Source organism: Acinetobacter sp. FY731 (assembly GCF_059515905.1).
This window is the reverse complement of sequence record NZ_JCAKNB010000004.1, coordinates 97,383-111,148: the sequence shown is the minus strand read 5'-3', so window position 1 is coordinate 111,148 and position 13,766 is coordinate 97,383. Positions and strand designations below refer to the sequence as shown.

General features: G+C 35.8%; 12 protein-coding genes and 3 pseudogenes. 8 read left to right on the top strand and 7 right to left on the bottom strand.

Annotation, left to right across the window (positions count from 1 at the left end; translation table 11 throughout):
- Position 1 precedes the first annotated feature (1 nt).
- The 3 genes from clpS (at position 2) to AC5YC8_RS06655 (ending at position 3,143) form a co-directional block, all read left to right on the top strand.
- Positions 2–418, top strand: a complete 417-nt coding sequence (clpS, locus tag AC5YC8_RS06665) for an ATP-dependent Clp protease adapter ClpS (protein ID WP_496117919.1) — start codon at positions 2–4, stop codon at positions 416–418.
- A 9-nt stretch (positions 419–427) separates the two neighbouring features.
- The gene (gene clpA / locus AC5YC8_RS06660) at positions 428–2,704 is read left to right on the top strand and encodes an ATP-dependent Clp protease ATP-binding subunit ClpA (RefSeq protein ID WP_496117921.1); all 2,277 of its coding nucleotides are present in this window, start codon (positions 428–430) and stop codon (positions 2,702–2,704) included.
- Between the two features lie 85 nt (positions 2,705–2,789).
- Entirely contained in the window at positions 2,790–3,143 is a 354-nt protein-coding gene (locus AC5YC8_RS06655; protein WP_496117923.1) for a YnfA family protein, read from the top strand.
- Positions 3,144–3,222: 79 nt separating this feature from the next.
- Here AC5YC8_RS06655 and AC5YC8_RS06650 read toward each other — a convergent pair whose 3' ends face one another.
- A complete protein-coding gene (locus AC5YC8_RS06650; RefSeq protein WP_496163987.1) occupies positions 3,223–3,744 on the bottom strand; it encodes a lytic transglycosylase domain-containing protein in 522 nt (173 codons plus the stop codon).
- Between the two features lie 241 nt (positions 3,745–3,985).
- Here AC5YC8_RS06650 and ybaK point away from each other — a divergent pair, with 241 nt between their 5' ends.
- From ybaK to adeS, 3 genes and pseudogenes are all read left to right on the top strand, one after another.
- On the top strand, positions 3,986–4,453 hold the full coding sequence (ybaK, locus tag AC5YC8_RS06645) for a Cys-tRNA(Pro) deacylase (RefSeq protein ID WP_496163986.1): 468 nt from the start codon (positions 3,986–3,988) through the stop codon (positions 4,451–4,453).
- Between the two features lie 362 nt (positions 4,454–4,815).
- Positions 4,816–5,574, top strand: a complete 759-nt coding sequence (locus AC5YC8_RS06640) for an alpha/beta fold hydrolase (protein WP_496163985.1) — start codon at positions 4,816–4,818, stop codon at positions 5,572–5,574.
- Between the two features lie 281 nt (positions 5,575–5,855).
- Positions 5,856–6,948 (top strand): annotated as a pseudogene (gene adeS / locus AC5YC8_RS06635) (two-component sensor histidine kinase AdeS).
- A 129-nt stretch (positions 6,949–7,077) separates the two neighbouring features.
- Here adeS and AC5YC8_RS06630 read toward each other — a convergent pair.
- The 5 genes and pseudogenes from AC5YC8_RS06630 to AC5YC8_RS06610 all read right to left on the bottom strand — a co-directional run.
- Positions 7,078–7,364, bottom strand: a pseudogene (locus AC5YC8_RS06630) (adenosine deaminase); the annotation flags it as partial.
- Between the two features lie 93 nt (positions 7,365–7,457).
- On the bottom strand, positions 7,458–8,000 hold the full coding sequence (locus AC5YC8_RS06625; protein WP_496163984.1) for a GNAT family N-acetyltransferase: 543 nt from the start codon (positions 7,998–8,000) through the stop codon (positions 7,458–7,460).
- Between the two features lie 79 nt (positions 8,001–8,079).
- Positions 8,080–8,256, bottom strand: a complete 177-nt coding sequence (locus tag AC5YC8_RS06620; protein ID WP_496163983.1) for an efflux RND transporter permease subunit — start codon at positions 8,254–8,256, stop codon at positions 8,080–8,082.
- A pseudogene (locus tag AC5YC8_RS06615) lies at positions 8,247–9,878 on the bottom strand (efflux RND transporter permease subunit); the annotation flags it as partial. The pseudogene AC5YC8_RS06615 and the gene AC5YC8_RS06620, both read right to left, overlap by 10 nt.
- Positions 9,875–11,053 (bottom strand): efflux RND transporter periplasmic adaptor subunit, encoded by a 1,179-nt coding sequence (locus AC5YC8_RS06610; protein WP_496163982.1) that lies wholly within the window; start codon positions 11,051–11,053, stop codon positions 9,875–9,877. The pseudogene AC5YC8_RS06615 and the gene AC5YC8_RS06610, both read right to left, overlap by 4 nt.
- 179 nt (positions 11,054–11,232) lie before the next feature.
- On the opposite strand from AC5YC8_RS06610, the gene AC5YC8_RS06605 reads away from it, so the two are divergent.
- Positions 11,233–11,931 (top strand): DUF1826 domain-containing protein, encoded by a 699-nt coding sequence (locus AC5YC8_RS06605; RefSeq protein WP_496163981.1) that lies wholly within the window; start codon positions 11,233–11,235, stop codon positions 11,929–11,931.
- A 72-nt stretch (positions 11,932–12,003) separates the two neighbouring features.
- Here the strand turns inward: AC5YC8_RS06605 and AC5YC8_RS06600 are convergent, their stop codons facing one another.
- Positions 12,004–12,708 (bottom strand): SDR family oxidoreductase, encoded by a 705-nt coding sequence (locus tag AC5YC8_RS06600; RefSeq protein ID WP_496163980.1) that lies wholly within the window; start codon positions 12,706–12,708, stop codon positions 12,004–12,006.
- A 117-nt stretch (positions 12,709–12,825) separates the two neighbouring features.
- Between AC5YC8_RS06600 and AC5YC8_RS06595 the strand changes: the two genes are divergently transcribed.
- Complete coding sequence (locus AC5YC8_RS06595; RefSeq protein ID WP_496163979.1) at positions 12,826–13,710, top strand: LysR substrate-binding domain-containing protein; 885 nt, start codon at positions 12,826–12,828, stop codon at positions 13,708–13,710.
- Positions 13,711–13,766 lie beyond the last annotated feature (56 nt).

Below are 13,766 nucleotides of genomic sequence, written 5' to 3'. Positions count from 1 at the left end.
TATGAGTAATTTAAAACGTCAAATTTGTTTGGCTGATATAAAAAATGGATTTTCTCAATCAGGTTTTGTGGATTGGCATTTAAATATTCGCACTAACATGCAAGACGAGAATCATGAAGAGGATGGTGATACAGTTGTTCAGACTGCACCTCCCGAATTTAAACGTCCGCCTATGTACGCCGTCGTTCTATTAAATGACGATTACACACCAATGGACTTTGTTATTGAAATTTTACAAGAAAAGTTCGCAATGAATCTTGACCAAGCTACTCAAGTAATGCTAACTGTACATTATGAAGGAAAGGGTATTGCTGGCGTCTATCCAAGAGATATAGCGGAAACAAAAGCAAACCTAGTCAATAATTACGCTCGATCACAAGGTCATCCTTTACTTTGTCAGATAGAGCCTAAAGATTAAGGGGATCACATGCTAAGTCGACAATTAGAAGTATCATTACGTTTGGCTGTTAGCATGGCTCGTCAAAAGAGACATGAGTTTCTGACAGTTGAACATTTGTTATTGGCATTATTAGATAACGACTCTGCGGTTAATGCTTTAAAGGCATGTGGCGCAGATATTATTGTACTGCGTAAAGAACTAGAAGAATTTGCAGAACAAAATACACCTAAATTAGCTGAAGATAGTGATTTAGCACCTCATCCTACAGAAAGTTTTGATCGTATTTTACAGCGTGCAATTTTTCATGTTCAGTCTAGTGGCGGAGATCGTACTGTTGAAGGTGCAGATGTTCTTGTTGCTATGTATTCAGAGCGCGATACATTTGCTGTATATCTATTAAAACGCCATCAAATTAATCGTCTTACTTTAACGCAGTACCTATCACATGGTGCGCGTAAACAAGAAGAGCATACAGAGGAAGAAGTAGAAGATCTTGATGGTGAGCAACTATCATCTTCAAATGCAGGTCCTTTAGAGCTGTATACGTTGAATCTAAATGCTGAGGCGCAAAAAGGGAAAACAGATCCTCTCATTGGTCGTGAAAAAGAAATTGAGCGTGCAGCACAAATTTTATGTCGTCGCCGTAAAAATAATCCTTTATTGGTCGGCGATCCTGGTGTGGGTAAAACTTCAATTGCTGAAGGTTTAGCTTGGCTCATTGTGAATGGTAAAGCACCTAAGCCTTTAGCGAATGCAGAAGTTTATAGCTTAGATATTGGTGCATTGGTTGCAGGTACAAAATACCGTGGTGATTTTGAAAAACGCTTAAAACAACTTTTAAATGTTTTAAAGAAAAAACCAGAAGCGATTTTGTTTATTGATGAAATTCACATGATTATTGGTGCAGGCTCAAGTATGGGCAGCACAATGGATGCATCAAACTTAATTAAACCAGCACTTTCAAATGGTACTTTGCGTTGTATTGGTTCTACAACATTCCAAGAATATCGCCAAGTTTTTGAGAAAGATCATGCTTTATCACGCCGTTTCCAAAAAATTGATGTAAATGAGCCTTCTATTTCAGAAACTATTGATATTTTACGTGGTTTGAAATCTAAATTTGAAGAATTCCATCATGTGAAATATGACGATCAAGCGATTATTACCGCAGTAGAGCTTTCTGCTAAATTTATTAATGATCGTTTCTTACCAGACAAAGCCATTGATGTTATTGATGAAGCAGGTGCTCAGCGCCGTTTAAAAGCGGAGCAAGATGACACCGTTATTACGGTTGAAAATGTAGAAGATATTGTTTCTAAAATTGCACGCATTCCTGCAAAAACAGTATCTAAAGACGATAAAACTGTACTAGCAAATCTTGAACGTGACCTTAAGCGTGTTGTGTTTGGTCAAGACGATGCCATTGTTGCATTAGCATCAGCAATCAAGCTTTCACGTGCAGGATTAAAATCTCCAGATAAGCCTGTTGGTAGTTTTGTATTTGCTGGCCCAACAGGTGTAGGTAAAACCGAAGTGACTAAACAGCTTGCCAAATTACTCGGTGTAGAGCTTGTCCGTTTCGATATGTCTGAATATATGGAGCGTCACGCTGTATCACGTTTAATTGGTGCACCTCCGGGTTATGTTGGTTTTGACCAAGGTGGCTTATTAACCGATGCAATTCATAAAAACCCACATTGTGTTCTATTGCTAGATGAAATTGAGAAAGCACATCCAGATGTGTTTAATCTATTACTGCAAATTATGGATCATGGCTCATTGACTGATAATAATGGTCGTAAGTCAGATTTCCGCAATGTGGTTCTTGTTCTTACGACAAATATTGGCGCAGAAAGTATTTCACGTACCAATATTGGTTTCATGGAACAAGACAATAGTAATGATAACCAAGATGCAATGAAAAAAGCATTTTCACCTGAATTCCGTAACCGTTTAGACAGTGTGATTCAATTTAAAGCACTACCAACAACAGTGATTGAAAATGTGGTTGATAAGTTCTTAACTGAACTGCAAGCACAGTTGGATGAGAAAAAAGTTATTCTTGAAGTTGGTAAAGCAGCACGTACATGGTTGGCGGAAAATGGCTATGATCGTTTAATGGGTGCAAGACCTATGCAACGCTTAATTCAAGAACACTTGAAAAAGCCTTTAGCTGAAATGATTCTTTTTGGTGAATTAGCAGAAAATGGCGGTAATGTTGCTGTCACTGTTAAAAAGGAAAAAGGCAAAGCTGTAGGTTTAAAACTTGCTATTTTCGAAGATCAAACAGCAGAACCTGCTTAATAAACTTCCATGCTAAAAATAACTCGTGTATACACGAGTTATTTTTTATCTAAATTTTTTAAAGATCATGTTGTGAGGCATTGCTATGGATTTTCAAATTACAAAAATAATCACGACATTCTTTTTATTTTTTATTACGGCTATTGCTGAAATATTAGGATGCTACTTCCCATATTTAATTTTAAATCAAGGGAAAAGTCATTGGTTATGGATTCCTACTGCAATTAGTCTTGCTGTATTTGTTTGGTTGCTGACTTTACATCCTGCAGCCTCGGGACGAATTTATGCTGCTTATGGCGGTATTTATATTTTTACCGCATTACTGTGGCTTAAATATGTCGATCAAGTGAGTCTTAGCCGTTGGGATATTGCTGGAGGATGTGTAGTTGTTATTGGTGCTGCATTGATTATATTACAACCACAAGGTTTAATTCGTTAAAATATAGCAGTTTACAGTTGTTATAGAATATTAAAAAAGGATGCCTACAAGCATCCTTTTTGACATAAATTAATTGATATTAAAGAGCATGTTTTAATTCTTTTCTATGTTGTTTAACTTGTTTTGCGTAGCGTTTACCTTGTTTTTTCATTTTACGATTGGTGTTATAACCCGTTGGACCAACATTATAATATGCCAATGCTTTAGGCATGCTCCCTGCGGATGCTTCATATTTTTTTAAAACATAAGTTCCACAATTCACATTTGCAGTTTCATCAAACAAATCTCCTGGGCAAATATTTTGCCAATAACGTGGAATAACTTGTGTTAAGCCTACAGCAGAAGCATTTGATACAACAGTAGATCTGTATGATGATTCTTGGCGAATTAGTGCTGCAATCAGCAGGGGATCCATATTATAACGATCTGCAGTTGCAACAATAATAGGAGATACACGATCTGCGGTAGTTGGGTTTACAGAGTAGGCACGTTGAATGCCAGAAGATAATTTTGTTGCACGTTTTTCTACAGAGCCCATTCCTAACGAAGAACAACCTGTAAAAATAAGCGTAGTCATTGAAATTCCAACAACTTTAAGCATATTTAAGTTTTTTATTTTAGGGATAAAGTTAACGCGTTTTAAAGTAAACAAAATACAAACCAACTCAAACAAAATATTTACCCGAATATAAGGAAAGCATGTATTTATCGTCAAGGGTATATTCGCAATGATTTTATAGAATTTGTTTACAGGAAATGATTTAAATTATGACTTTAAAAATTAACAACTAAATTTAAAAGGCATATAATTTACATCATAGTGATTTTTGATTGATAGACCGATGACACCAGCATGTAAAATTTTAAAATCAAATAAAATAGAATACAGTATTCATGAATATGAGCATGATCAAAATGCTAAAAGTTTTGGTTTAGAAGCTGCTGAAAAGTTAGGTTTAGATGTTCATGAAGTGTTTAAAACCTTAATGGTCACAGATGATAAGACTTACTTTATTGCTGTATTGCCTGTGAATCATCAACTAAATTTAAAGAAAGTTGCGAGTGCCTTAGGTTGTAAAAAATTACACATGGCAGATCCTAAAGATGCTGAACGGCTAACAGGATATCTAGTGGGTGGAATTAGTCCTGTAGGTCAGAAAAAGCGTTTAAAAACAGTTATTGATATAACCGCAGAAACCTTAAACAAAATATATGTTAGTGGTGGAAAGCGAGGGTTAGATATCGGTGTAAACCCTAAAGATTTAGCAAAGGTATTAGGGGCAAGTTTTTTCGATATTCTTGATATCTAATACAAAAGCACAGATATTTTTGCTTAAAATATAGGCCTTATTTAGTTGAAGTTTACAGTAAAACTCAATGTTATAAAAATCCTCGGGGATATATCTGCATAAAAACCTAAAATGATTAGTTTTTTTAATAAATGTAATATCGAAATATAGCAACATGGCGATCAATTTAAAAATAGCCTAAGCAATCTAAGCATTAACTCACAAACACGTGGATACATAACAGCTATTTTATGACTGTTGTAATAAGTATTTAAGCGTAATGTGGAAGGAATTAGCTTATCGCATCAAAATAGCCTAAGCAAATTTCTATTTTTAAAAGAAAAACCTATAATCCTATAAATCTCAAAAGCAAACAGCAGCACATGATCCTTAATTTTGAATATCAAGAAAATAAAGAAAATCCTGAAGCTCGAACAATCGTATTTATTCATGGTTTGTTTGGAAGCTTAAGTAATTTAGGCATGCTGGCGAGGGCATTCACGGCTACACATCATGTCTTACAAATTGACGTGCGTAACCACGGCAAATCAAGTCATTCCTATGAAGTAAATTATAAAGTGATGGCTCAAGATGTTATTGAAACGCTAGATCATTTAAATATTGATAAATTTATTGCTATAGGTCATTCAATGGGTGGAAAAATTTCCATGAAATTGGCTGAGCTTGCACAAAAGCGTTTAGAGAAGCTTGTGGTATTAGATATGGCACCGTATGCATCGACACAGCGTAACCACGATAAAGTTTTTGAAGCTTTATTTGCTGTAGAAAATGCGGAGATTGAATCTAGACAAGATGCACTACATATTATGCGTGAATATTTAAATGAAGAAATGGTGATTCAATTTTTAATGAAGTCATTTAATAAGGGTCATTGGCTTTTTTATGTAAAAGCACTTTATGATAATTATTCAAATATTTTAGATTGGGATGCGATGCATAGTGAAGTTTCTGCCATTTTTATTCGTGGTGGCGTTTCACCATATTTAGCACACGATGCTCAGCAACAAGCTGTTTATACGCAATTTCCAAATGCAATCATTCATACTGTAGATGGTGCTGGTCATTGGTTACATGCAGAAAAAACAAATGAAGTTTTAGAACATATACAAAGTTTCATTTAATATTCTAAATAACAATGCATCTAGAGCTACATATATAGGTGCATTTTTTAAACTGAAAACATTTCGTATAATGTATATTATGTTAAATCATGAACACCTAATAATAACTTCATATCCTTCTTACTTAAACCACAATTCAATAACTTAAGTGATTTCTATTTCACTTATAAAATATGATATGTTGACCTTAAGAGTAAGTTACGAAAAAAACTTGAAGAAAATGGTTTAACAGGCTTACATTATGAATGTGCGCGGCGTTGGTTATCGATTGGATCAGAATTATGACACTTAAATCGTTTAAAAACTCCATTGGGATTAATTCCCAATTTATTCTGATGATGAGCCTATTAAATCTAGGCATAACATTTTTATCCTATTTTTTAGGATATTTTGTTTACAGTTGGGCAATTGAGAGCGGTTTTTTTGGATGCTTCGGTCATTAATTCGGACGACTTCCCTATTACTCAATTTGATTTTGTTTGGTTTTTTTTAGTGATTTTAACGGGTTTTATACTGTCTACTTTTTTAGCTTTTAAATATGGCAAACGGTATACGCAACCCATTAGGGCTTTAGCCAATGTCGCACAAGAAATTCAACAAGGGAATTTATCCGTTAGGATTGAAGAACCGCATCATGATATCCCACACGAGTTAAAATCATTAATTCAAAATTTTAATGCTATGGCAAATCAACTTGAAGTTTCAGTGAATAATTCAATTGTTTGGAATGCAGCCATAGCTCATGAATTACGAACACCTGTGACGATTCTACAAGGCCGTTTACAAGGTGTAGTCGATGGCATCTTTGTTGCGGATCACGCATTACATCAAAGTTTATTAAATCAAGTCGAAGGATTATCTTATTTAGTTGAAGATTTACGTACATTAACTTTAATCGAAAATAGACAACTTCGCTTGGAACTTGAAAAAACCAATTTACAAACGAGTATTTATAAGTGCTTGCACATGTTTCATGATCGTTTTGAAACCAAAGGATTAATTGAAACCGTTAACCTAACCAGTGATAACGTAACCTGCGATGTTCGACGCATGGAACAAGTTTTTATTGCGTTGTTTTCCAATACTTTAAGATATGCAAATCCTGGGCAGGTATTAATTACAACTTATAAAACATCAGAATATTGGACTTTGACCTTAGAGGATGAAGGACCTGGTATTGATGAAGAACATCTTGAACATTTGTTTAAGCCTTTTTACCGATTAGAAGACTCTAGATCTCGATCTGATGGTGGTACAGGACTTGGTCTAGCTGTGATTGATGCCATTATCGAAGCGCATCAAGGTAAAATTCGTTACTCAAAATCAAAAACATTAGGTGGAAGTTGTTTTACCATTCAACTTAAATCGACGTGATTTTAAACTATTTATCTAAACACTGATCTTCAGTCAAAATAGAGAATGAAAAACACTCTCTATTTTGCTTTTTAAAAGCTCAACCGTATTTAATGTGACTGTGAAGATTGGCTATATTTAGCAAGCATAAGTAATTTGAAATTCTTGCTGAGCACGTTCTATATTTAAGGTCGCAACACGTAAATCTCGATTATTATCTAAAGCCAAATCAATCACTTTAAGTAAACGAGCATCGGAAAAAAATCTTGATAGCCTGTTTCAGCAATAGATTGACCCGCCGTTTGCATATAACTTGCAGGAATATTGGCTTGTATAGCAGGTTTTGAACCTTTCATGCTTTGACAAGCAACTAAAGTCAGCGCAAGTGTGGAAATGGTCATACCACGACCAAGCGTCGACCATGTAGCGTATTTCATAAAAACTGCTCCGAACGAAACATCGTTTTCGGTTTAAATTTTAAAATATTGTTAAATAAGAACGTGTGACTAAGGTGTGCGTTTGGATGAAACTTATACTTGTTTAAGCTTCCACTCTTTTTTAAGCACGGCATATTGCAAAGTGTTTTCATACTTTGGTGTGCCATCGGCATGAGTCACAAAAGAGATAAATTCCAAAAACAGCGCTTCTTTACGGAAACCTAAACGCTCACATAACTTTTGCGAGGCAATGTTGTCATCTTCAACATAGGCATAAATACGGCGCGCATCGCATTGCTCAAAAAGGAAATTAATCCATGCTTCTGTACTTTCTTTGGCATATCCTTTTCCTTGAAATTTGGGATTAAAATTCCAACCGACAGAATAAGTATCGGGTTCTTCTTTCATAAAGAAAATTTCACCAATCAGCTGATCTGTATCTTTCAAGCAAACTGCAACATAATCCTGACTTTGTTGTCGTTTATGAATTTTCGCTAAAGCCTCTTCAAACGTATGAATTTGATCCGATGCAAAACAGCTTGGCTGAGGCTGTGATAAATAATCTAATAATCCAGAAGCATCACGTTCTGTAAAACTTTTTAATATTAATCGAGGCGTTTCTAGGTCAATATTCATCTTTAATCTCTCTTTATTCATTGTTGGACTATAAAGTGAACGAAAAGCTTATATGCTTCCCGCTCACCTCATCAGTTCCTTAATGTGCAATTTTTCGTTTAGAAAATTTCTCTACTGTTGCCATTACAACAATGAAGAAGATCGGTACAAAAATAACAGCGAGGATGGTTCCACTAATCATTCCGCCAAATACACCTGTACCAATGGCCTTTTGCGTTTCAGAACTTGCACCTGAAGCAATGACCAAAGGAAGCACAGCATAGCGATGGTTTTATGCTGAATCACTTTAAATAAACCACGTTCATAGCGATTATTTAATTTTTCAAAACCACGATCAAACCAAGCAAATACACCTTTTTTCACATGATCTTTATCAATCGGCTTTAACATAGTGGCACAAAGTGCAGGTGTTAGCGTTAAAGCAAGGAATGCAGAAAATAAAATTGAAACCGACATGGTGATGGTAAATTGGCGGTAAATAATACCGACCGAACCCGCTGCCATAGCCATAGGTAAGAAAACTGCTGCAAGTACCAAGGTAATCCCAATAATTGGATTGGAAATTTCCTTCATGGCTTTTGAGGTTGCTTCTACAGGTGAAAGCCCTTCTGTTGCCATAATCCGTTCAATATTTTCAATCACCACAATGGCATCATCGACAATAATACCGATCGCAAGCACCATACCAAACATGGTCAACACGTTGATCGAAAAGCCTGCCAAAAGCATGACTGCAAAAGTTCCCAAAAGTGCAATGGGTGCAACGATGGCAGGAATTAAGGTATAACGTACGTTATGCAAGAAAATAAACATGACAATAAACACCAATGCCATGGCTTCAAGCAAAGTCACAATTACTTTTTGAATCGATACTTTAACAAAGGGCGCTGTATCGTAAGGAACCGAAAAGTTCATACCTTCAGGCAATGCTGAACTTAATTGCTCTATTTTAGCTCTAACACCCTCAGCCGTTTTTACTGCATTGGCACCCGGACTCATTTGAATTGCGACCGCAGTCGATGGATTACCATTTTCCAAAATCGCAAAGTTATATGCCTGCGCACCTAATTCAACACGTGCGACATCAACCAATCGAACATTGGCACCACTGCTGTTTGAACGCAAACTAATATTTTCAAATTGCTCAACCGTTTCCAACTGTCCTTTTGCAGTTAATGGAATGGTAATTTGTTGCCCACCCAATGCAGGGACATCACCTGTACGACCGGGTGAAATCGGTAAGTTTTGGTTTTGAATGGCTGTCGTAACATCTTTAATGCTTAAACCATAAGACACTAAACGTGTAGGATCAACCCAAATACGCATGGCTTTTTCAGCACCAAAGTTTTGGACTTTACCGACACCATCCACACGTTTGAGTTCTTCAATGACATTACGGGTCATATAATCACTCAAATCGACTTCAGTGAATTTATTATTCGGCGAATTTAAACCCACCATCATTAAAAAGCCTGATGATGCCGCATCAACCATTAAACCTTGTTGTCGTACAGGTTGAGGTAATCTTGGTTCAATCGCTTTAATCTTGTTTTGTACATCTACCTGAGCCATTTCAATGTCTGTGCCCGGTTTAAATGTAGCCGTTACGGTCGCACTACCAGAACTGTCTGAACTTGAGTTGTAATACAGTAAGTTTTTCACCCCTGACATTTCACGTTCAATCAACGTCACGACACTATCATTCAGTGTTTTTGGCGTTGCACCTGGGTAAGTTGCTGTAATACTAATTTGCGGTGGCGCAACACTTGGAAAACGCGCAATCGGCAGTTTCGGTATACTCAGTACACCAACTAAAATGATAAATAAAGCAATCACCCATGCAAAAATCGGGCGCCTAATGAAAAATTGAGACATTATTTTTGCCCTCCATTTTCATTACTACCCGCCTTTGTAGACGTTACAGGTGCTTGCCATTGTTTGATTTTTAAAGTCTGATTCGGCTGAATACGGTCAATGCCTTCAACTACAACACGTTCACCTGTTTTTAGACCTGTTTGAACAACATAACTATTGTTAAAACGCTGACCAATTTGCACAGCTCTGTTTTCAGCCAAGCCTTTTTGATTAATGACAGTGACATTTGCCTGACCACTAATATCATGCTGTATTGCTTGTTCAGGCACCAAGATTGCATTATCAATTTTGGCACGGCTTAAGTTGACACGAACATACATCCCTGGCAGTAGTTTTTGATCTGTGTTGTTCGCCACAATACGAATAGTGACATCACCCGTATCTGGATCAACTTTGGTATCTGAAAATAATATTTCGCCCGTTACATTGTAAGGCTTGCCTTGGCTATTTAAAATTTCAACTTGATGATTTGCATTAGTGGCATTACCTTGTTGTAAGGCATCTTGTAATTTTTCATAATCACTAATTGACTGTTTTACATCAACATAAACTTTATTAATTTGTTGAACGACCGCCATAGCATTGGTGTCACCTTGACTCACCAAAGCACCTTCTGTCACCAAAATTTCACCAATAATGCCTGAGATTGGTGCTGTAACCGTTGCATATTTTAAATTCAGTTTTTGTCGAGTAAGCGTCGCTTGCATTTGAGCAACATCCGCTTTTGCTTTGCTCAATTCTGCTTGAGTATTATTGAACTCTTGCTGACTAATCGCATTTACTTTCACTAATTCGGCATAACGATTTAACAAAACTTGTAAACGAGCAACTTCTGCTTGTACACGATTTAAACTTGCAATATTGCTTTTTACATCTGCTTGAAATATTTCAGAATTTAATTTAAACAAAGGTTGTCCTGCTTGCACATAAGAACCTTGTTTAAACAATACTTTATCGACAATTCCACCCACTTGCGGACGAATTTCTGCCACCCGATATGCAGCAACACGCGCAGGAAGATTTTCAATTAAATTTAATGATTGTGCTTGAACTGTCATTGCACTCACTACAGCTGGAGGCATTTCAGCTGTAGTTTCTTGATTCTCTGATTTGCCACATCCTGTCACAAGGATGCTCATTGCCAGAACTGAACCAACCAAATGAAGTCTTTTTTTCATGATTTTCACGAGAGAGTTTTAGATGCTCACATTATGAAAAACGATTGTTTATGGAGTGCTAACGATATGTGGAGATTGTGTGGAGAGACAAAAAATAGTTTTGATCTTCATCTAAACATGCGCTATTCGAAAACAACATGTATCATTCACACATATTTAAAAATCATCTTATTTTCTGTATGAACAACTCTTTTGCGAATAACCCTCAAATTAAAGTCGTAAATAACTTCTCTGAGTTGGTGACTATAGATTTTCACGGCTTAAACAATGCAATGTGTTGGCAACGAAATTTAATGGGAGATTTCAAGGAAATTACAAATAAGCTCTCATTAAATGAAAATATGACTGAAATTTCTATTGAAGATTTAATGGCGCTCAATTTGTCTGAACATGGAAATTTAGCACGAAAAATCATTTTAGAAGATATTCAGCACTTAACCGATTTTGGTGCATCACCTTCATTAAACCTATTGAAATGCTATGAGCGTGATGATGAGCTCGATTTTATTTCTACAGATGTTTATTCATTTCATGTTGATCGATCCCCCATAGCAACCGATACTTTCTTATGCACTTATCACGGCGCATCAAGCGATATTATTGCGAATGATCAGGTTGAGCAAAAAATTCTAATTCCTGAAATACGTACAAAACTTAAAACTTTATATGATGGTGATGAATCTGGATTTATTCAGTTTCTTGAAGAATATTTCTTTGATTTACATTATCAGCCTAAAGAAAATGCGAAACCTATTAATTTAGGACATGGTCATTTATGGCGTTTAGCGGTTGATCATCCAACACAGCAAGTTTTACCCTGTGTTCACCGAGCACCTTTAGAAAATGAAGGTGAATATCGTTTATTATTGATTTGTTAAATATTTTAATCATTTAAAAGCAGCAAGCGACAATTTATGTCGCTTACCTAGTAATTTAGCCGAATATTCACTTTAAATAGAACGTGTAATACCGCCATCAACACGAATATTTTGTCCTGTTATATAACCCGCCCCATTTGATACTAAAAAACTAATAGTTGAGGTAATTTCTTGACTTGTTCCGTATCGTTGTAAAGGTACAGACGCTCGTCTATCATCTGTTTCAGGAAGACTATCAATCCACCCCGGAAGAACATTATTCATTCTCACGTTTTTAGATGCGTATTGATCTGCAAAAATTTTAGTAAAAGATGCCAAACCTGCACGGAAAATAGCTGAAGTAGGAAACATTTCACTAGGCTCAAATGTCCAAGCACTCGAAATATTAATAATAACCCCTGATTTTTGCTGTTCCATAATAGGGGTAATGAATCGTGTTGCACGAATAACATTCATTAAATAAGTATCTAAACCTTGATGCCATTGTTCATCGGTAATTTCGAGAATAGGTGCACGTGGTCCGTGACCAGCGCTATTCACTAAAACATCTATGCGCCCCCATTTTTGGTAAGCCAAATCTACAAGTTTTTGAATATCATCAACAGATTGGTTCGAACCTGTCACACCTATACCATTTAGACTTTTTGCAATTTCTTCACCTTTACCTGAAGATGAAAGAATACCAATATGATAACCATCTTCATGTAATTGGTACGCTGTTGCTGCACCTATACCGCTACCGCCAGCCATAATTAAAGCTACTTTTTCTACAGTCACTTGTGCTATCCTCAAATTCGATTTATATCTATTTATTAAGATTTAAAACAGAATAACATGCATTTTTTTGTATTTGCCCCAAGCTTTTCTGTGTATTAACTATAGAAAAACTACTGTATGAAATCATTAAAAAAACTACCCTCACTCAATGCTTTGAAAGCATTTGAAGCCGTAAGCAGACATCTAAATTTTAAACTGGCAGCAAATGAGCTTAATGTCACACAAAGTGCTGTCGCTCAACAAATACGAAGCCTAGAACAAGAATTATCGGTTCAACTTTTTGATCGTCATTCGAAAGGTGTTTCCTTAACCGTAAATGGTCATCACTATGCAAATAGCATTCAGCTTGCTTTTAATGTCATTCATGAAGCTACACAGTCGTTTATTGATGAAAAACAGAATATTACAATAAGTACAACACCAACTTTTGCATCTAAATGGCTTATTCCTAGACTTGCTAGCTTTACAGCTATACATCCAGAAATTGAGTTGCAAATTTTAGCGACAGAAAAAATATCTCACTTTCAAAATGATCATGTAGATTTAGCCATACGTTATGGGAATGTGCCATCAAGCGTAGGATTAAATGTTGAATTACTCATACAAGATTCTTTTATTGCAGTTGCGAGCCCCGACTTAGTTAAGCTCAAACACGAATATATGCACTTAGATGAGTTATTTGAATATCCTTTATTACACGATGCCCATAATTTATGGAGTGTTTTTTTAGAACATATAAATTCTAAAATTAGACCTAGAGCATTTAAAAATTTAAGATTTAATCAAACAACATTAGCAATTGATGCTGCAATTTCAGCACAAGGAATTATTCTTACAAATCCACTTTTTATTGATACCGAACTTAATAATGGAAGATTAATAAAAGTAATTGAACAAGAATTGTGTTTGGAAACAGGCTTTTATTTGGTATCACCCCGCTATTCTAAAAAATCTGAAAGCTTGATTAAAGTTCGTGATTGGCTAATTTCACAATTTCAATGAATTTTACTTTTTATAATATTAAGGAACCTACGAATGTAGATTCCTTAATGGCTTTT

Bases quoted from the DNA above. Each gene is read 5' to 3' on its own strand.
- clpS (WP_496117919.1), top strand. From the start codon at position 2: ATGAGTAATTTAAAACGTCAAATTTGTTTGGCTGATATAAAAAATGGA.
- clpA (WP_496117921.1), top strand. From the start codon at position 428: ATGCTAAGTCGACAATTAGAAGTATCATTACGTTTGGCTGTTAGCATG.
- AC5YC8_RS06655 (WP_496117923.1), top strand. From the start codon at position 2,790: ATGGATTTTCAAATTACAAAAATAATCACGACATTCTTTTTATTTTTT.
- AC5YC8_RS06650 (WP_496163987.1), bottom strand. From the start codon at position 3,744: ATGCTTAAAGTTGTTGGAATTTCAATGACTACGCTTATTTTTACAGGT.
- ybaK (WP_496163986.1), top strand. From the start codon at position 3,986: ATGACACCAGCATGTAAAATTTTAAAATCAAATAAAATAGAATACAGT.
- AC5YC8_RS06640 (WP_496163985.1), top strand. From the start codon at position 4,816: ATGATCCTTAATTTTGAATATCAAGAAAATAAAGAAAATCCTGAAGCT.
- AC5YC8_RS06625 (WP_496163984.1), bottom strand. From the start codon at position 8,000: ATGAATATTGACCTAGAAACGCCTCGATTAATATTAAAAAGTTTTACA.
- AC5YC8_RS06610 (WP_496163982.1), bottom strand. From the start codon at position 11,053: ATGAAAAAAAGACTTCATTTGGTTGGTTCAGTTCTGGCAATGAGCATC.
- AC5YC8_RS06605 (WP_496163981.1), top strand. From the start codon at position 11,233: ATGAACAACTCTTTTGCGAATAACCCTCAAATTAAAGTCGTAAATAAC.
- AC5YC8_RS06595 (WP_496163979.1), top strand. From the start codon at position 12,826: ATGAAATCATTAAAAAAACTACCCTCACTCAATGCTTTGAAAGCATTT.